21 protein-coding genes and 1 pseudogene are annotated in these 18,422 nt (G+C 34.0%); 17 read left to right on the top strand and 5 right to left on the bottom strand.

Annotation, left to right across the window (positions count from 1 at the left end; genetic code table 11):
• Positions 1-36: 36 nt before the first annotated feature.
• On the bottom strand, positions 37-714 hold the full coding sequence (locus tag C8K15_RS12775) for a YdeI/OmpD-associated family protein (protein WP_108586788.1): 678 nt from the start codon (positions 712-714) through the stop codon (positions 37-39).
• Between the two features lie 223 nt (positions 715-937).
• Positions 938-1,576, bottom strand: coding sequence for a sporulation-specific diadenylate cyclase CdaS (gene cdaS, locus C8K15_RS12770; protein WP_108586787.1), 639 nt, complete (start codon positions 1,574-1,576; stop codon positions 938-940).
• A 399-nt stretch (positions 1,577-1,975) separates the two neighbouring features.
• On the opposite strand from cdaS, the gene C8K15_RS12765 reads away from it, so the two are divergent.
• From C8K15_RS12765 to C8K15_RS12755, 3 genes are all read left to right on the top strand, one after another.
• Positions 1,976-3,568: a long-chain-fatty-acid--CoA ligase gene (locus C8K15_RS12765; protein WP_108586786.1), complete on the top strand. Its 1,593-nt coding sequence runs from the start codon at positions 1,976-1,978 to the stop codon at positions 3,566-3,568.
• A gap of 472 nt (positions 3,569-4,040) precedes the next feature.
• Complete coding sequence (locus C8K15_RS12760) at positions 4,041-4,511, top strand: GNAT family N-acetyltransferase (RefSeq protein ID WP_108586785.1); 471 nt, start codon at positions 4,041-4,043, stop codon at positions 4,509-4,511.
• Positions 4,477-4,902, top strand: a complete 426-nt coding sequence (locus C8K15_RS12755) for a GNAT family N-acetyltransferase (protein WP_108586784.1) — start codon at positions 4,477-4,479, stop codon at positions 4,900-4,902. The genes C8K15_RS12760 and C8K15_RS12755 overlap by 35 nt, the downstream gene beginning before the upstream one ends.
• Positions 4,903-5,529: 627 nt before the next feature.
• Here C8K15_RS12755 and C8K15_RS12750 read toward each other — a convergent pair.
• On the bottom strand, positions 5,530-5,796 hold the full coding sequence (locus C8K15_RS12750) for a hypothetical protein (protein ID WP_108586783.1): 267 nt from the start codon (positions 5,794-5,796) through the stop codon (positions 5,530-5,532).
• A gap of 342 nt (positions 5,797-6,138) precedes the next feature.
• Here C8K15_RS12750 and C8K15_RS12745 point away from each other — a divergent pair, with 342 nt between their 5' ends.
• Positions 6,139-6,867 (top strand): class I SAM-dependent methyltransferase, encoded by a 729-nt coding sequence (locus tag C8K15_RS12745; RefSeq protein WP_233260481.1) that lies wholly within the window; start codon positions 6,139-6,141, stop codon positions 6,865-6,867.
• 73 nt (positions 6,868-6,940) lie between these two features.
• On the opposite strand, the gene C8K15_RS12740 is transcribed toward C8K15_RS12745, so the two are convergent.
• The gene (locus C8K15_RS12740) at positions 6,941-7,771 is read right to left on the bottom strand and encodes a DUF2268 domain-containing putative Zn-dependent protease (RefSeq protein ID WP_108586782.1); all 831 of its coding nucleotides are present in this window, start codon (positions 7,769-7,771) and stop codon (positions 6,941-6,943) included.
• A gap of 183 nt (positions 7,772-7,954) precedes the next feature.
• Between C8K15_RS12740 and C8K15_RS12735 the strand changes: the two genes are divergently transcribed.
• The 10 genes and pseudogenes from C8K15_RS12735 to C8K15_RS12690 all read left to right on the top strand — a co-directional run bounded on the left by C8K15_RS12735 (position 7,955) and on the right by C8K15_RS12690 (position 15,913).
• On the top strand, positions 7,955-8,197 hold the full coding sequence (locus C8K15_RS12735; protein ID WP_108586781.1) for a hypothetical protein: 243 nt from the start codon (positions 7,955-7,957) through the stop codon (positions 8,195-8,197).
• A 477-nt stretch (positions 8,198-8,674) separates the two neighbouring features.
• A pseudogene (locus C8K15_RS12730) lies at positions 8,675-9,203 on the top strand (GrpB family protein).
• Positions 9,204-9,422: 219 nt separating this feature from the next.
• Entirely contained in the window at positions 9,423-9,812 is a 390-nt protein-coding gene (locus C8K15_RS12725; protein ID WP_108586780.1) for a GNAT family N-acetyltransferase, read from the top strand.
• A gap of 239 nt (positions 9,813-10,051) precedes the next feature.
• Positions 10,052-11,467 carry an FAD-binding oxidoreductase gene (locus C8K15_RS12720; RefSeq protein ID WP_233260480.1) on the top strand — a complete coding sequence of 472 codons (1,416 nt, stop codon included), beginning with the start codon at positions 10,052-10,054 and terminating at the stop codon, positions 11,465-11,467.
• On the top strand, positions 11,464-12,006 hold the full coding sequence (locus C8K15_RS12715; RefSeq protein ID WP_108586778.1) for an MFS transporter: 543 nt from the start codon (positions 11,464-11,466) through the stop codon (positions 12,004-12,006). Before C8K15_RS12720 ends, C8K15_RS12715 begins: the two co-directional genes overlap by 4 nt.
• 441 nt (positions 12,007-12,447) lie before the next feature.
• Positions 12,448-12,630, top strand: a complete 183-nt coding sequence (locus C8K15_RS12710; protein ID WP_108586777.1) for a hypothetical protein — start codon at positions 12,448-12,450, stop codon at positions 12,628-12,630.
• A gap of 681 nt (positions 12,631-13,311) precedes the next feature.
• Positions 13,312-14,031 carry a nucleotidyltransferase domain-containing protein gene (locus C8K15_RS12705; protein WP_108586776.1) on the top strand — a complete coding sequence of 240 codons (720 nt, stop codon included), beginning with the start codon at positions 13,312-13,314 and terminating at the stop codon, positions 14,029-14,031.
• Between the two features lie 208 nt (positions 14,032-14,239).
• A complete protein-coding gene (locus C8K15_RS12700; RefSeq protein ID WP_108586775.1) occupies positions 14,240-14,866 on the top strand; it encodes a processed acidic surface protein in 627 nt (208 codons plus the stop codon).
• 7 nt (positions 14,867-14,873) lie between these two features.
• On the top strand, positions 14,874-15,269 hold the full coding sequence (locus C8K15_RS21185) for a processed acidic surface protein (protein ID WP_108586774.1): 396 nt from the start codon (positions 14,874-14,876) through the stop codon (positions 15,267-15,269).
• 71 nt (positions 15,270-15,340) lie between these two features.
• Positions 15,341-15,913 (top strand): class D sortase, encoded by a 573-nt coding sequence (locus tag C8K15_RS12690; RefSeq protein WP_233260479.1) that lies wholly within the window; start codon positions 15,341-15,343, stop codon positions 15,911-15,913.
• Between the two features lie 327 nt (positions 15,914-16,240).
• Here C8K15_RS12690 and C8K15_RS12685 read toward each other — a convergent pair whose 3' ends face one another.
• Entirely contained in the window at positions 16,241-16,564 is a 324-nt protein-coding gene (locus C8K15_RS12685) for a YmaF family protein (RefSeq protein ID WP_108586772.1), read from the bottom strand.
• Between the two features lie 519 nt (positions 16,565-17,083).
• Here C8K15_RS12685 and C8K15_RS20340 point away from each other — a divergent pair.
• The 3 genes from C8K15_RS20340 to C8K15_RS12675 are packed head-to-tail and all read left to right on the top strand — an operon-like array spanning position 17,084 to position 18,350.
• Entirely contained in the window at positions 17,084-17,242 is a 159-nt protein-coding gene (locus C8K15_RS20340) for a hypothetical protein (RefSeq protein ID WP_158268313.1), read from the top strand.
• 4 nt (positions 17,243-17,246) lie between these two features.
• Complete coding sequence (locus C8K15_RS12680) at positions 17,247-17,453, top strand: hypothetical protein (protein ID WP_108586771.1); 207 nt, start codon at positions 17,247-17,249, stop codon at positions 17,451-17,453.
• Between the two features lie 51 nt (positions 17,454-17,504).
• Complete coding sequence (locus tag C8K15_RS12675; protein WP_108586770.1) at positions 17,505-18,350, top strand: class I SAM-dependent methyltransferase; 846 nt, start codon at positions 17,505-17,507, stop codon at positions 18,348-18,350.
• Positions 18,351-18,422 lie beyond the last annotated feature (72 nt).

Genomic DNA, 18,422 nt, shown 5'->3' with positions numbered 1-18,422 from the left:
AAGTCTGCCTATTTTTTTAGTAAATGTATTCAGAATTCATTCTTTTTTTCTTCGATATAAATCAATGGATTTATAACCCTCTCCTATAATGGTTTCCATTTCAAGCAGACGTTTTTCTTGTGTTTCTTGTCGTTTTGCACTATAAACGTATCGCGCCCAGTCCTTTTGGTAACCAAAGGTCAATTGGTTGTATGTAGCTAATAATTTCTCATTGAGAGACAAATATTGCTTTATGTCATCAATATAACGGATATAGTCATCCACACATTGGCTGTTTTTTGTGCTTGTCGAATTTTTTGTTTTCTTTGGAACTGATTTAAGACCGACAACCGTAAAAACATCATTTAAACTAATCATTTTTGAAAACTTTAGGGTACTCCCATGAACATAACCATCTTCGTCATGAACAATATTATTAAAGATACTATCACGTTCAATAAATTCTTTATATTTCTTATTATTTTTTTTGGGATATGCAATGAACAAATAGCCACTATCCTCAACTAAATTTTTGTTGATCACCATCTCTAAATGTTGTGAAAAATCCTTCATACTAAAAACAAAAGCAAAGATAAAGTGATATTTGTCATTCTTTATTGTAGTGTCGAAATCAACTTCGTTAAAATCATCAATATCCTCTGGAGCCTGGAGAATTAGTTTCGTAGGATATTTGTTAATATTTAACTTTTCAATTACACTTTTTGTCGAATTCATTAATGTATTCTCCTTCACTTTTCTCCCATTTTAAACCGACTGATGAGAACTTTCAATGTTATATCGTTATTACTCATTGAACGCGTGTGACAGAAGGATCTCGATGCATTAAAAATATAATTTCCGATAAAACAAATCAAATAAAAAAGGGGAAGATCAAAAATCCCCTCCTTTTTATAAAATATAACTCGAATAAATAAATACTTAACTCCATTTCTTGTTGTCAAACTAATAATGAGCTAGTGGTTATAATAGGGTGAATTTCTCCATCCATAGCAAAAGAAACTTTTCCTGTCTCTTCTGAAACAACCAGAACAAGGGCATCACTCTTTTCAGATAAACCTATTGCAGCACGATGACGAGTACCTAGTTTTTTTTCACCTACTAGTATGTTAGATAATGGAAGAACATTTGCTGCAGAAAATATTTGATTAGCACGAACTAATACAGCACCATCATGAAGAGGATTTCCAGGGTAAAAAATGGATTCTAGTAATGAATGTGTCAATTTAGCACCGATAGCTGTACCCGCGCGGATAAAAGAATCGATTTGATCCTTTCGCTCTATCACAATCAATGCACCGTGTCTTTTAATTGAAAGATGTTGGATACAAGTTGAAATATCTAAATACTTGTCAGTAAATGGTGATAAATAACAGTTTAAATAAAAAGATGCCGCCACAGCCTCTGCTTTTTCAAATGTTTCTTTGATTTTTGCAAGTTCCCCTAAAAGGCAATAGTTGTTTTCTTCTAATGCACTTAAACCCTTATTAACTTCTACCGAAATATTATTTAGACTCTTAATTAATTGTTCTTTAAGTGGTGAGAAATCGCAATTTATTTCGATACAAATACACCTCATTTCATTTGATACTTATTCAAAGGGTGTTATGTCTTAAGTCTTAGCTTTATTGTGCTCAAATTGAAGCAAGCCATTCCTGCCACGGGATAAATAGTAGATACAAACATTATCGTATTAAACTACTTTTCAAAAACAGCTGGTTAACGTCGGAATAAATGATTATGTTTTCAATATTGTAGTAGTTGCATTAAATGGTGAGTGCTCATTAATATTGCCTTTTATCAAACTAAAGAACAGTATATTTTAATAATTAAAAAAATAAAGGATATAAAGGAGTAAATCTAGAAATAATGATTTAGCTCATCTTAAAAAATGGGATTCAATAGAATACTATTTTACTTATATTGGACCAGTGATAAGCTCGTATTAAAAAAATAAAACATTCAGGAGTTGTTCACTATGTTTTCTGCATTAACCCCATTGGACTGGAAGCGTCGTGCAGTGAAATACTATCCCGAAAAAATAGCGGTAATCGATGAAAATAAGAAGTTTACATATCAGGAGTTTGGAAAACGGACGGATCAGCTTTCGATGGCCTTACATAACTCTGGAATCCAGGAAGGTGACCTTGTTGCGGTGATGTTACCGAACACACATTATATGCTTGAGGCTTTTTACGGCATTTGTCAACTTGGTGCTGTGATGGTGCCATTAAATTATCGATTATCAGCTGTAGATTTGGAGTACATTATCAATCATAGTGATGCGAAAATGCTGATTGTTGATGCCGAATTCAGCGGGCCGATTGAAGAAATCAAAGGAAATCTTTCCTTTGATCAGATTGTAATCGTTTCCGTGGCAGGGCATGAAACAACATTAAAAGGCGTGGATTACGAAGATTTTCTTCAACAGTCTACAGAGAACTCAACACTACCAGAAGTTGAAATTGATGAAAATCAACTTCTAACGTTGAACTATACGAGTGGAACGACATCAAAACCAAAAGGTGTAATGCTAACACACCGTAGTAATTACCTTAATGCAGCGAATTTCATGTATCACCTTAACGTCAAGCATGACGATGTGTATCTTCATACATTACCGATGTTTCATGCGAATGGCTGGGGTGGCGTTTGGTCCATAACTGCGGCTGGTGCCACCCATGTCTGTTTAAGAAAAGTAGATCCTCCTGTAATTCTTGAGTTATTTGAAAGTGAAAATATTTCATTACTATGTGGAGCTCCGACAGTTGTTAATATGTTGGTGAACAATCCAAAAGCGAAAAATATTAAAATCAAAATGAGCCCTCGTATGGCGACAGCAGGTGCACCCCCTTCAGCAGCGCTAATACAGAAAGCTCAAGGTATCCTGGGATTAAATATGATTCATGTGTATGGTTTGACGGAAACTTCTCCATTTATTCTTTATTGTGAATGGAAAAAGGAGTTTGATTCAAAATCTAAGGATGAACAAGCTGTGATTAAGGCAAGACAAGGAATCGAGCTCGCTTTTAATGGGGAAACAAAAGTCGTCAATCCAGAAGGGGAAGAAGTTGCTTGGAATGGGAAAGAATTGGGTGAAATCGTTACTCGAGGAAACGTAGTTATGGAAGGATATTACAAAGACCCAGAAAAGACAAAAGAAGCAATTAAGGACGGTTGGTTCTATACTGGCGATTTGGCAGTCACATATCCTGACGGGTTCATTGAAATACAAGACCGAATAAAGGATTTGATCATTTCCGGAGGAGAAAATATTTCATCTACAGAAATTGAAGGTATGTTGTATAAACATTCAGATGTTATGGAAGTAGCCGTTATTGCGGTTCCTGATGAAAAATGGGGAGAGATACCAAAGGCTATTATTGTGCTGCAACCTGATGCAAATGTGACTGAAGCAGAGATTATTACCTACTGCAGGTCAAATATGGCACACTTTAAAGCACCCAAAGCTGTTGAGTTCGTTATATCGTTACCAAAAACAGCTACGGGCAAACTACAAAAATTCCGCTTAAGAGAGATGCATTGGAAGGGATCGAAGAAGGTAAACTAATTTCTTTAATCTATTTTTTGCTTAATGAAAGAAATTATATTCAAATTAAGAAGAAAGCTTAAAACGTACACGAGTTTATAAAATCGGGTACGTTTATTAAATATTTTGACGGTGTGTCAGACAAGACGAGTGACCATGACATTTTCTAATGTACTTAAACCCTTATTGACTTCTACCGTAATATTATTAAGACGTATTATGATTACTTGGTATTATCGGTTTTCATCAGGCTATCGTCCCTCAATTACTACTTATTGTAAATTGGGAAGGTTGGGTTCGTGGGAACAAAGAAAAAAATTTTCATGTTAAAGCTGGAGATGCCGTTTTTTGGGAAAAAGACGGATGGCATGAAACAACAACTGAAAAGAGATTAACTGTAATTATGATTGAAAGTGAAGAATATAATCTGAATTTACTTATGCTTTCAAAAAAAAACATATCTAAACCGGTTTATTAAAAGAAGGGATTAATTATGAAACTCACCTTAAAAAATGAAAAGTCGGTCGTAATTCGGCCATACAATGAATATGATTTTAAAGACATCAATAGATTAAATATTGATGAAGGATGGACGAACTTAGTGGAGAAGAATGAAGACACTAAAAAAGCATGGAGTAATTCAAATGTTGCTTTTATTGTCAAAACAGATGATCGAGTGGTTGGCTGTATCAGAGGACTTACAGATGGTTTTATTAGTCTCTATATCTGTGAATTAATTATTCATAAAGACTATCGAAGAATGAGTTTAGGAAATGAATTACTCAAATTCGTTCATAGCCTCTATCCCAAAACAAGGATGGAATTACTAGCAAATAGTACATCTCGATCTTTTTATGAAGAACAGGGGTTTCGAACTTTCTCTGGCTTCAGGAAAACATACGAAGAATATAAAGAAAAGGATGAGAAAAATGAAAATAAATCAACAATGGAATCAAGAAGATAGTGATTATATAAGAACAAAAATTATTGAATACAACCAATCCAAACTACCAGATGACGTAAAACATCCAGTTAATAATGTTAGTTTTATGATTAGAAATGAAGAAGGGGAAATTTTAGGTGGCATAACAGGGAAGATTAGTTGGTACAATTTGCATATAGATTTTTTATGGGTAGATGAATCTCTTAGAGGTGAAGGATACGGAAAGTGGTTATTAGATAATATTGAAAAGGCTGCCAGGGATAATAATTGTAGAAGCATCCACCTAGATACATTTAGTTTTCAAGCACCCGATTTTTACCAACAGTGTGGCTATAAAATTGTCGGAAAGATTGACGAATATCCTAATAAAGAATCTCAAAAGTATTATTTGGAAAAGAAACTCATCTACTAGTTTGTCTTTTACTTATGGTCTTGATCGATCGCAAGAACTGAAGTGGTAAAGGAATAACAAAATCGCTTGGCATCTGACACTCGATTTCAATGATATACTGATTCCAGGAAAAAAACTTAAATAATTGTCTGAGCTGCTTTTGTTGGAAGCAGCTATAACGGTGGAGGTTGCTATGAAGGTGGTTGTGGAGGTTAGACCTTAAAAGATTTTTAATTAATCGCAAATAAAGAGTTTGGATTTTCATGCTCTTCTATTTGTCTAATAAAATTCTGTTATTGTATATTCTTTATCTAATGTTCCTTAGCTGATCTCATCAAATGGCTTCAAGGAAAAGTAAGAGCCCATTTTATGAGACGTAATCATGGTTAAACTAATATGATTTGAGTGTAATTTGACCTTGATATATTAGTTTTTCTCTGAAAAGAGCCCCCGTTACAATTCGGGATTCTTTAGATAAATCGTGTTGTTGGTGCTCATGGATTATCGTCAATATTTTTATAGAAAGTACAACGGTTTCTTAATTTTCATACGTTTTACCCATTCAAAAACACCTCCGATGAGTACCATTTCGAAGGTGTTTTATATTTTTTCACAAATTTAGGTTAATCCATTCCTACGTTGTTGGTATTAACGTTTATTGTATAGCTTGTTTTTTATGAAAATTTTCACAGTTGACAATTCATATTGATTTTCTAATCTTTCTACCTTTATTAACTCAGTGTCATTATCCTCATCCAGGATAATTTCATTTTTCAAGTCATTATCCTTATCAATGTCTAAATCAGAATCTGCTCTTGAAAGTGGATTATTATTAGAAAAACCATTACGAATGAAAAATTCTGATTGGTTAATCACGACTGAACTGACTTTATTGTTTCTCCATACTCTAGTCATATTTTTCACCTCATCTGGTTATAGTTTATTCACAAAAAAATAAATACATAGACATATGGCCTACGTTCCTTTAAAGAGCCTGTTGCCTGTTAAATAATTTATCTCATCCAGTTGGAATGTATGGTACATACTAGCATTAAAACTTTCCAAAAAACATTGATGGACAGCTAAAAGGAAGATACTTCTGCGTAAAGTATCGCATTCGTTTCCGTTAATACAGCCGGCTAAACTGTCTTCACAGCAGTTCCCATTTCCTTTGTACAAGATATTGTGTAGTAGGTGATTTCCTGTTGGATTCATTTCGAAATACTGTGCATATGTTAAAGACAAAGTACACGAGAAATGAACGGAGGATTTCAAATAAAAGGGAATTACCTCGATTTACTAGCTTATTTTGGGATAGGTGGTGCCCACCCTGGGGGATTGGATTTAACTAAAACCGTATTGGACGCAGAAAATATTCTTTCCTCAGATCATGTACTGGACCTTGGTTGCGGAACAGGGCAGACTTCAGCATATCTTGCTCGACAGTATAACTGCCACGTAACTGCAATTGATAATCATCCCATCATGTTGGAAAAGTCGAACCACCGCTTTCAATTAGAGCAATTACCTGTAAGAGTGATCAATGGCAACGCAGAGAAATTAGCTTTCCAAGACGATTCATTTGATTATGTCTTTTCTGAATCTGTTGTCATTTTTACGGACATTACAAAAACATTGAATGAACTCTCACGTGTTTTGAGAAAAGACGGAAAATTGATTTTGATTGAAATGATTGCTGAGCAAACTCTTACCGAAGAATTAATATCTGATGTTTGTGAGTTATATGGTATAAAGAAAATCTTAAATGAAGATGAATGGAAAATATCCTTGCAAGATGCTGGATTTAATCAAATTGAAATTTTAAAGCAGCAATCCGCTGAACTAATAAATACTGAAATTCAAGATTTGAATCAATCAAAAGACATTCGATTAGAGTTTTATGATTTATGGGATCAACATCATCAATTGATACACCAATATCGTAAACTTCTTAGCTATCGAGTATTCCGATGTCTAAGAAGTTGAAGAAAAGCAACCATTTCATGTATTCCTGCATGAACGGTTGCTTTTTTTATCGCGGAAACATTGTGGACTCCGTTTAATGCCACCCATATTTTGAACCCGCAATTATTTCATCAGATGAATAGGCATATAATTCACCTTTTGAAAAAGGACCGTGTTTTTTTTGGAAAGAGTTAACGATTTGATATCCAATGGAATACCCGATCCAATTTGGAAAAGGTTTATTGTTATTTCCATACATAAAAACAGTCTGCTTATCTCTTCCGGTCATATTCAGGGCAGGAATAAAATATTTTCTCCACAATTCAATGGTTTCTTCAAAAGAATATTTTTTGGTCCATGGTGACAACCATTTTTTCCCGTATTGTTCCTGTACTGAAAATTCCCCAAGACCTTCAATAACCAATGAATCTTTTAATGGAATATGTTTAAGCTCCAAGCCTAGGTTTTTAAATCGGCACACATGATTATATTCATGGGCGAGAAGGCTTTTTAATCCATATTCAGGCAAATCAGTAGAAATGAACAACAACAATTTTCCGGGGTAGGCAATGCCGTTTTTCTTTATCGTATTTTCACTCTCTATTTTTATCGGAAAAATAAAAATGGATGCCTCTGGACCACACCATTTTGCTTTAAGTAATTGGTATTCTTTATCGACGGAATGCCAAATACGACGGTTTTCCATCTCAATTACACTTTTTTCTATACCTGTCCATTCACTTGGTTCAAACAAACCATTGTTTAGTAGTTCGAAATGCAAAGTTTCTAAATCATTTGTAGAAAAGTATTTTTCCATTGGTTTGCATATAAGTTCACGCTGCAATTGGAAGGGGGTTATCTTACTCGGTTTCTTACAAGCTTCTAAGAAATTATACAGCCAGTCTTGTGTTTGGATAACTGCCATCGTTACCATCCTCTATTTTGACATCTTAACGTTTATGATATGACAGACTGTAGTAAATGTTCATAATAAATGTCCAAAACTATCGGCTTCTAAACATTTGTCTACTAAAAAGAATATTTATCGGCATAAGTTATATGTAACTACATCTATGATTGTAGATTATAAATGGGAGGGGGAATGAATATGCGCTATACAGAGTTGTATGATTTGTGTTGCCGATACCATAAAAAAAGTGTAAGAATAAAACAACATGATGGAAGAGTTCACGTAGGAACAATCACGAGAGTTAGTCGAGATAAGGTATGGATAATGCCTTCAAGTGGTTATGGTGGCTTTGGCCTTGGATTTTTTGGTGGTGGATTTGGAATTGGAATCGCCCTTGGAGCAATAGCAGGGATTGCTTTGACTTCTGCTTTCTTTTGGTAATGTCATATACAAATTAACTGTGTAATTCTAAAGTTGAGAGGAAATCTGTCCAATTTCAGGTTTCCTTATTCTTAAAAGGATGTGTAACTCATAGTTTAAGATCGATATAGGAACCATAAATTACGAAATTTTGATAATCTCGATTTATACATATCTGAGTGCGGGCATGTGATAAAAATGCGCGAAGGTAATTTTTTCCGTTCTTGAGACTTTTTTGATAAGCTAATAGTACTTTCAAAAAAGGAGATGTATGAATCCTGTGGTAAAACAAATCGATAAGCTTGATTCCATATTAAGCACTTAAATATATTTACAGCATTCACATGAGGAAGCTTTCCGTTAATAATAAGATAATAATTTCCCTAATTGAACCTTGGGAAAAACATCCCTAAGGAACAACTAGGAGAGTTAAAGAGGAGGATAAAACTTAATATTTTTTAGAAAGTACTCTTACTACTAGAAATGAGGTTCAATGATTTGAAACTAGGATTAACAAGAGATGAAGTCAAATTAGTTCCTTATGATGTAGAATGGAAAAGTGAGTTTGATTTGGTGAAACAAGAAATTAGAAACCACACAAACATTGATGGTGACCACATCCAACATATAGGTAGCACAGCCATTGTCGGGATCATGGCGAAGCCGATATTGGACATCGTTGTAGGTATAGATGACATCAGAAATGTTGAGAAAATAATCATCACTGGGTTTAAAAAAGCTGGATTTCTGAGATTGTCTGTTGAAAGACCTTCATAAGGTTGTTTTTGCGAAATTTGCGGATAACACATATGAAGTGAAAACGCATTTTGTACACCTTGTTGAGTATGATAAAGAACTGTGGAACAATTTAATCTTTTTTAAAAATTATTTGAACTTGAATGAAAATGTAAGAAGGGAATATCTGAATCTCAAACTGGATTATGTTCAGAACAACAGTAGTGGTATCGGTCAATATACTGATCATAAGGAAGAATTCGTAAAACGCATTTATACGAAACGTCGATAAGTTTAATCATCCAGTTTTTGATACTTTAGACATATATATTGATTACGCTATAAGACCTTAAATAACCAAGTGTTATATAAAATCAACTTGGACAGAAATTGATTATATTAGACTTTTTAAAAATAATGAAGAAACCTATATTAAAGTAGTATCTGGTAATGGAAAATAACAAAAAGTGACTTCTTCATAATCATTTTTGGAAGTGAAAAGAGGTATTAAATGATCTACAAAGTTGTAATTAACATGCCTATATCAAATCATGAAGTACCAGAATTAAGAGAACTTGTTGGATGGGGTAGACGTGATAAAGATTATCCCACTTTGTTTGAGCGGTGCAATTTTTGGGCAGGAGTTAGAGATGAGAATAATAGATTAATAGGCTTTGGCTATGTTTGTGGAATGGGCTTAGAACATGGTTACATGGAAGATATAATAATTCACCCAAAGTATCAAAAGCAGGGAATTGGAGTTAATTTGGTAAAAGAATTAATACGAGAATCTGAAAACTTTGGATTGGGGATTGTAACCGTGACATATGAAGAAAACAATATTAACTTTTATAAAACTTGTGGTTTTACACCTGGTTTTGGAGGAGTATGGCAAACATAAAAGTAAAAGTTTTTATATTGAACCAACTAAGTACAATAGTTTATTAAGTAAACCACAAAAAGGACCTCAAAAGGGTTCTTTCTTTATTAACTGTATTTCAACATTTAATTAAATGGAGACAAAATACGATTTTAGCTATCCAGCTTTCTTATTAGCATCCATATTGAAAATATTTACTAAAATATAACCTATTACGCGTTAAAAAGGAGTTGATAAAAATTTCAAGAGCTCGTTATTTTGTGATTATTATATACACAGTAATATTTGCAGGTTCATTGATACTCTTTCAAACTCAACTTGCTAGTCCAGTGGTTGAAGATCGAGGACGACTTTTGCCTGTAAAAATGAAATCAGTTAAATCAAGCGATAGTGAAGATGAGATAAAGAACATCGTTCGTGAGGCAAATCTTCATGATGACAAGATATCGATTGCCGGCATGCAGCATAGTCAAGGCGGTCAAACCCTTTATCCAGGTGGTATCATGCTTGACGTGAAGCAATATAATAAAATTCTAGAATTAGATGAAAAAAATCAGCTCATTACCGTACAAAGTGGTGTTACTTGGGCGGAAATCCAATCTTACATAAATCCTTATGGTCTTGCGTTAAAAGTTAGTCAATCACAAAATATATTCACAGTTGGAGGTTCGATAAGTGTAAATGTCCACGGACGAGATATTCGGAATCACACACTCATTGAAACGGTTGAATCCTTTAGACTACTCAATGCACAAGGAAAAGTCTTGAATGTGAGTCGAGATGAAAATTCTGAACTTTTTGGTTTGGTAAATGGAGGATACGGGTTATTCGGAGTAATACTAGATGTCACATTACATTTGACAGAAGATGAATTATATCAAGTGAAAACTCAATCTATTTCATACGATGAATACAGTACCTACTTCACAAAGAATGTTTTGCAAAAAGAAAATGTAAAAATGCATCTTGCTAGGATTTCGGTACCACCAGATAGTTTTTTAACTGAAATGTATGTTACTGATTATTCCACGGCAGATGATCAATCCTTATTGGGCAACTACACGACTTTAAAGCGGGAAAGTATTATTGCGATACCAAAATTTTTCCTAGGACTTTCGAGAACCAATGAGTGGGGAGAAAAAATGTTTTGGAACACTCAAAAAGAATACAGTGAGCGAATAAATGGTACGTATATTTCAAGAAATAATGTTATGCGTTCTGATTCATTATTTATGGACTATAACAACGCAAGCAAAACAGAAGTATTACAGGAATATTTTGTACCAATCAATCAATATACCGCCTATATTGATGACCTAAGAGACACAATCAAAGATGAAGAAGATTTTAATCTATTAAATATCACCGTTCGTTATGTGGGGAAAAACGAAGAAGCCGTTATGTCTTACGCAAACGATGATATGTTTGCGCTCGTTATGCTTATTAACCAAGGGACAAGTGAGGAAAGTATCGACACCACTGGGCGAGTCATTCGAAATATGATTGATGTAACTTTAAAACATGATGGAACCTATTATCTCCCTTACTATCACTACCCAACGAAAGAACAGTTAATTGAGGCATACCCTAGATCTGAGGAATTCTTTGAAATGAAAGAAAAGTATGATCCAGATGAACGGTTCATGAATCTTTTCTATGAGGAGTATCACAAATGAATTACAGAAAATTTATTATCTACCAAGGAACAATTGGAATGGCAGCAAGCATGATTTTCCCGTTTTATGTATTGCTACTGAAAAATGTCGGTAGCAGTTACGCCCAGTTTGGATGGGCATACGGATTATTTGCACTTACGGCAGCACTAAGTTACCCAGTGATTGGGAAATTTGCTGATCAAGCTGGAGATAAAGTTCTGTTAATCATTTATTCATGGGGGATGGCATTAATCTTGCTTGTTTTCCCACTTGCTTACGAAATCTGGCATATATATGTACTGCAAATCTTCATGGGTTTACTTGGAGCCGTTCAGAAAAACTCAGAGAAAACCGTCCTAGCACGTTCAGTTAATAAAGAGACTGCAGGAAATGAAATTGGCCGTTACCACATTTGGACATCAATTGGAGCAGCGATTGCTGTTATTGCAACCGGATATTTAGTTGATTTTCTAACAATAGGTAGCATCTTTTATATCGCTTCAATAGTATTTGCGTGGAGCGGGTTTTATATGATGAAAATGGAAAAACCACTTGTATGATATGTGATTTGTAAAATTCAAAGTAGCAAATCTTAATTATCTAATTACTAGGAAAATATAAATAGTAAGTGAGGGACGATTGTGATAAAAGTTGAGAAAACACAAGTTGGTGAAGAATTATCATTATTTATTCCTTATGCAATAATCAAAAGCAACATCATGTGGGTTATTGTGGAAATAGTGAAAACAAAATTTTGCAAACGTTGTTAAATACATATTAATGTGGATAACAAACCTTCAATCAAACTTGCTAAAAAAACTGGATTCCTTTTTGAATGTGTAAGAAAAGAATTTTCTTTAGAGGGTAATCATTGGACTGATCGGTCGTTATTGAAAATTTTCTCAGCTGTTGAATCCAATAATTAAGACAAAATGTTTTATATAAATTAATAACAGAAAAGAAAATTAAAGATATAATGGTATTAAAAGGAAGTGTTAAGGGTGGGTTGGTTATACTTTATTGTTCCAATAATTATGTTAGTTGGTTTAGGCGGCTTCATTGATTGGAGAAAAAAGAAGAACAATAATTATCCTCATATTCCTACCAATCCTGATATTCGGCCTGGTGAGAGTCAGAACTTTAGCATGGGTGATAGCAATAAGGATATTGGCAGCGGATTGTAAATCTGACCCTTATTGAAAAAGAATAAATTTATTGAATAGCTGCCTTTATGGTAGCTATTTGTTTATTGTGGGAGCTGAGTTAATTTGAATTCGCCAAATGAAAATATTCTAGAACTAACAAATATTGAACAATGGGTAAATGCTTTTCTAGCTAAAGGTTAAAAGTGCTAATTTTGAAGAAGTCATTTATGTTTTTGATGGTTCTATTCTATTAACGGCCTGTGGAAATGAATTACAGAATGTAAAACAAATTAATCTATCTTATTGGGAAGTTACTGAAGAATGACAAGATACACTCATGCTACAAATAACGATGAAGATAGTAATAATACTTTTGTATATGCGATTAATCATGCAGAAGAATTAGAAAAAGAGAAAATAATTCAACCAAGCCTTTGTTATCATTTTCAATACTGTTAAATGAAGGCGAAGAGAAAAATTATTCCAGATGGAAATGCAACGTTAAAATTAGATCAAACTTCCGTGCTAAATTCCTAAACAAACAAGAAAATGTAAAACTGATCAATCAAGCGATTGAATTTGAGAAATAAGATTTGCTAAAGTATTTTTTTACTGATTTAGTAGACAAAATGAAAGTACAATGTAGGCTGCCCGAATTGGCAGTCATTCATTTTTATTAACTGATTGATGAAAAATAAAGTACGCAAAGAGGTGACAGTTATGGATTACACAAAGAAGTTATTACCATTGGAAGCTGGTGAAAAATTTATCCAGAAACATTATCCAAATTGCCAAGGGGCACTATTGGCTGGGAGTGTAGTTAGAGGTGAAGCTACAGAAATGTCTGATTTAGATATTGTTATATTTGATGAAAAAATTAATTCAGCTTATCGAGAGTCACATGTCGAGTTCGGCTGGCCAATCGAAGTTTTTGCCCATAACTTAGCTTCTTATAAATTCTATTTTGAAAGTGATTACCTACGTGCGAGGCCTTCATTGCCAAGAATGGTATCTGAAGGAATCGTATTAATAGATGATGGGATCATTGAATCAATAAAAAATGAAGCAGATATATTATTGGAAAAAGGCCCAGAAAAATGGACTTTGCAAACAATAACAACGAAACGATATTTTCTGACGGATGCATTAGATGATTTCTTAGGCTGTTTAGATAGAGCAGAAGAATTATTTATTGCTAATACAATAGCTGTGTTATTAAGTGAATTTGTGTTGAGATCCAACTGTAAATGGATGGGGGATTCTAAGTGGATTGTACGGTCCTTAAAACAATTTGATGAAAATTATGCTAAACGGTTTGTTGAAGCCTTCGATCGGTACTACAAATATGGAGAAAAAAATCTAATAATTAATTTAGTGGATAAAGCTTTGAAACCGCATGGAGGTAGATTATTTAACGGATATTCGATAGGAAAAGAATAATTTCGTAGTAATGGGTACATCAAATTAATATGGCGAAGAAAAAATTGGGGTATTGGAACTATAGTTCTGAAAAAATGGTACTGGATTAATAGACTAATGGTTTAATTTACCAATATTTCAATCGAAAAGATAGTTCTAAAGTTTCATGTAATTATCTTGGAATAATTTACACTAATATAGTGTAATATGTTAATTTTAGGAGGAAATAATGAAGAAGATATTAGTAACCTTGGTGGCTGTGCTTTTAGCGTTTTACTTTGTTCCAACGAACACATTTGCTGAGGTAAATGACGATGAACTAACAGCCTATTTAACAGTAGTAAGTACAGAAAGAGGATATCCTATTACAAAGGAAGATTATGTTACCTATCTTGAAGAATATTCTCAAGTCTTTTTATCTGATTTTGAAAACATTCAAGAATTAGAAGAATACATGGGCGAGGTTATTAAATCGGATAACAGTAACTTGGAATCTATATATGAGGATTTCGAATTAGATGAACTTCAACTAATAGAATTATTAAATGAAAATGGAGAAGCGATTGAAAATTTCATTTATGTAGATGACTTATACTTTACCGTATTAAATATTGCGACCCCAATTGATATGCCTGATTTTGATGATATTACGGCAGATATTGATGGACTAATGAAAGAAATTGATCTAACTGATGAAGAAATTGAAAATCTTATGAACCATCTCTTATCGATTGAAGAGGAACTAAACTCACCTGAAGTCGGTGAAAGACTTATGTCTATTGCTGAACGAATGATGGTTATAGATCCAGAAAATCCTACTGAGGAGCAAATCAAAGAAGTAGAAAAATGCCTTTGAAGAACTTATGTCGATTTTCAAAATGAAAGCAAGCTTTTATATTGTAGAAGGTAATAATAAGACTCAAGTATCTGCTGCAGAGTTGATGCAAATGGAAGTATTAGAAGGAGACTATTTGTTAATACAACTGTTTGACATAAACGGAACGCTTTTAGCTGATGTGAAGTTTACTTCAGATCAGATTAAAGAGATTCCTACTACCGTTGAGGAAGTAGCCGACACGGTTAAAGAAGAAGTGAAAAGTCCAAATCCACCTGTAGTGACTAAAGCGCCAAATAAGGTAAAAACAGTTAAAGGTGGTAAACTACCCGTTACGGATTCAAATAACCTAGATGGTGCCATGGCAGGCGCAGCGTTAATCGGTATTGGGTTATTCCTTTATAGAAGAGTAAGAGTTTCGTAATGCCAAATCTCCAACGAAAAGAAAGAAGAAAGCCGAAGAAGGCTATACTTCTTTCTTTTTCAATCCTAATTGTGCTTGTTGGTTTATGGTTGTTTTACAATAATATTAGTAGTTTTTCCAAAGGTTTTTTTGCTGGCGAGAAAATAGAGACTAAAGGTGCATCCGAGGTTCCGAAAATTTCTTCAGCCATTCCTAAGAGTGCTCATAAAGAGGAGCCTCTCTATGCGGAAAGACCAAAAATGGGTGAGGAGATAGGCACTCTTTATATTCCGAAACTTGAATCAGAACTTCCTATTTTTCATGGAACAAATGAAGATGAACTGGAAAAGGGTGTTGGGCATTTCGAGGATAGTGTATTACCTGGGGAAAAAGACAACTCTATTCTTTCTGGTCACAGGGATACGGTATTTAGAAATCTAGGCAAAGTAGGCAAGGGCGATGAGCTGCAAGTAACTACTGCAGCTGGAACCTTTACTTATAAAGTTATGAAAGTCCGCATTGTTGATGAAGATGATCGAACTGTGATTGTCCCTAAACCGCGCGCTGTTCTGACGGTCAGTACGTGCTACCCATTTGATTTTATTGGTGCTGCACCAGAGCGATATATATTGGAAGCCTATCTTGTTTCTTCAGTATTGAACTAGAAAAAAGTGTCATCTCGAGATATTGGTGTTAGGTATAATAGTTGCTCAGCCATCCTCATAGCAGGATGGCTTTCTTGTTGACTGGATTTTTTAAAAGAACAAATCGGAGAAATAATTCTTAGTCAATTATGTGTTCTTTTATACAAAGTAGATGACCCACCAGTTTCATGAAAAAGCCACTATCAAATTAATGATGGTGGCTTTCCTTTTTTTGATTTTGATTAACACCTGGAACAGACTATTCCCTTTTCCATTGGACAATTATCAACTGAGGTCCCCTATGTAACTCATCTTGAATCATTCTTTTGTTTTTTCTGTAAGGTATGTTTAGGAAAAATTTCTTCCTGTGAATCCTGAATAAGAATGTACGTGTCCATTATTAAAGGTAGTCGTACCAGAAAATTCATGCAAATGTGTCCCATCGGTCATATAGACAGGAGGTCCCGTAGTCCCGGAAAATTGATGAACATGCCCCACAAAGGTGGTTGTTCCCTGATAATAATGAACGTGAACCATCGTGTTATTGGCAGCAGAAGTTGTTCCCTGAACGAGATGCGAATGTCCAACATTTATCGTCGTTTCCGTGGAATATTGGTGAACATGTACATTGCCTTGATTCCATTGTATTCCCAAAATATTATGCTCGTGCACAAAATACCCTCCTTATTCTACAAGTTGCCTCTATATGTCTATGTAACTAAGATTTGATTCATCACACATTATTGTAAAGAAAGCACATGGATCAATCAAAAGCAGAATTTCTGTTGATACGAAGATGAAATTGTTTTCTTTTGAAACATACTGGTTTGGCAACTGAACACTAAGTTCTTGAATAAATTCATTTAACAAGGAGGAACAATCAGTAAAAAAATCGAACATATAGATAAGATAAGAAATTACCAGCTTCACATAATAAAAGCTGTTGTCCTACCGAAATTAAATGATGAGAAATGTGTTGGGATAGTACTAGTCAGGTGACGTATGGAGGATAAATGATGATCAAAAAAGGTAAGTTTTTTTCATAATTGTACTAATGCTAACTTTTGCGAATGTCATGTTTTATTTTAATCAATAGGATTTAAAACCGATGAACAATCCATCCAAACTGGATTAAACGACTGGTTAAATAGAGGAGATCACGATGAGATTAATTCGAAATTAATCGAAGTTGTGCAATTAGATGGTTCTAAATCGAATATCGCTTTATTCCAATTGGAGAATGATGATCTAGGTTATGCTCATTTGATTAAACGGTTAAATGGGAAGTTTAAAATGGAGCATTCAGAACACGGTACAAATGGTATTTCTTATGAAGAAATAAAAACATAGGGGTATGTACGGGATATTATTCGGTAAAAACAGTAACCATAAGATTGATTATATCTCGGTTGAGTTGATCCATGAAGAATTCAGTTTTACTTCTGATGTCTCCGAAGATGAAGTGTTTGTTAAATACAAAAAAACCCCAAGTCAATTTAAACAAACTTTCCCAGCTGTATTAACCTATTATGATAAAAATAATAACCCATTGAACAATTAATATTTTCAATAAATTTTATCATCGGATGTAAGAATTGTGAGGAGTAACATAATGAGTGCAAATATTATAGATGAAGTTGTAGACTGTATGCCGACAAGTTCAGGCGATATCAATATACAAAAAGTACAGACTGAACACAGATTAAAACTTGCTGACTTCTGGGGTATTAAGAAAGGGTTCAAGGTGTTAGAAATTGGCTGCGGACAGGGAGACACTACCGCGGTTTTGGCCTTTTTGGTTGGAGAAAAAGGCATTGTTCATGGGATTGATATTGCTTCACCTGATTATGGAAGTCCATTAACATTAGGTGAATCAATTAACTATTTAAAGAAATCTCATATTGGCAATCGAATTAAAATCGATTTTGACATGGATATATTATCACCATCAATCGAATTCCCAGAAAATTATTTTGATTCGATTATATTATCTCATAGTTCATGGTATTTGAAATCTGCTGAAGAACTTCATGACATACTAAAGAAATTGAGGAGATGGGGGAACAAGCTATGTTTTGCAGAGTGGGATTCAGGAATTAAATCTGTTGAACAATACCCTCACTTTTTATCAGTTCTTATACAAGCGCAATATGAGTGTTTTAAAACGTCTAGCCTTTCGAATGTACGAACATTGTTTACACCACAGGATATTAGAAAAATTGCTGAAAGTGCAGGATGGGATATTACAGCCGAAAAATCGATAAACTCACCTGAGTTACAGGACGGGAAATGGGAAATTGAACAAGTATTAGCCAATTTCCATGAAGAGCTAAAGACGGTAGAGAATATGCCTGCCAAAATGGCTACTCTAATTAAATCTCAAATAAATTTATTAGAGTCTGCTATTATTACAACCGCAATCAAACCAATGTCAACTTATACATTTACAGCTGAATAATATTACGTAATGGATATCTATCGAATTGTTACTCAAGAAAGAACTTGGGATTTTAATAGAGGAATGAAAAAT

The organism is Paenisporosarcina sp. OV554 (assembly GCF_003058165.1).
Lineage (GTDB): Bacteria > Bacillota > Bacilli > Bacillales_A > Planococcaceae > Paenisporosarcina.
This window is presented reverse-complemented; position numbering and strand designations above follow the sequence as displayed.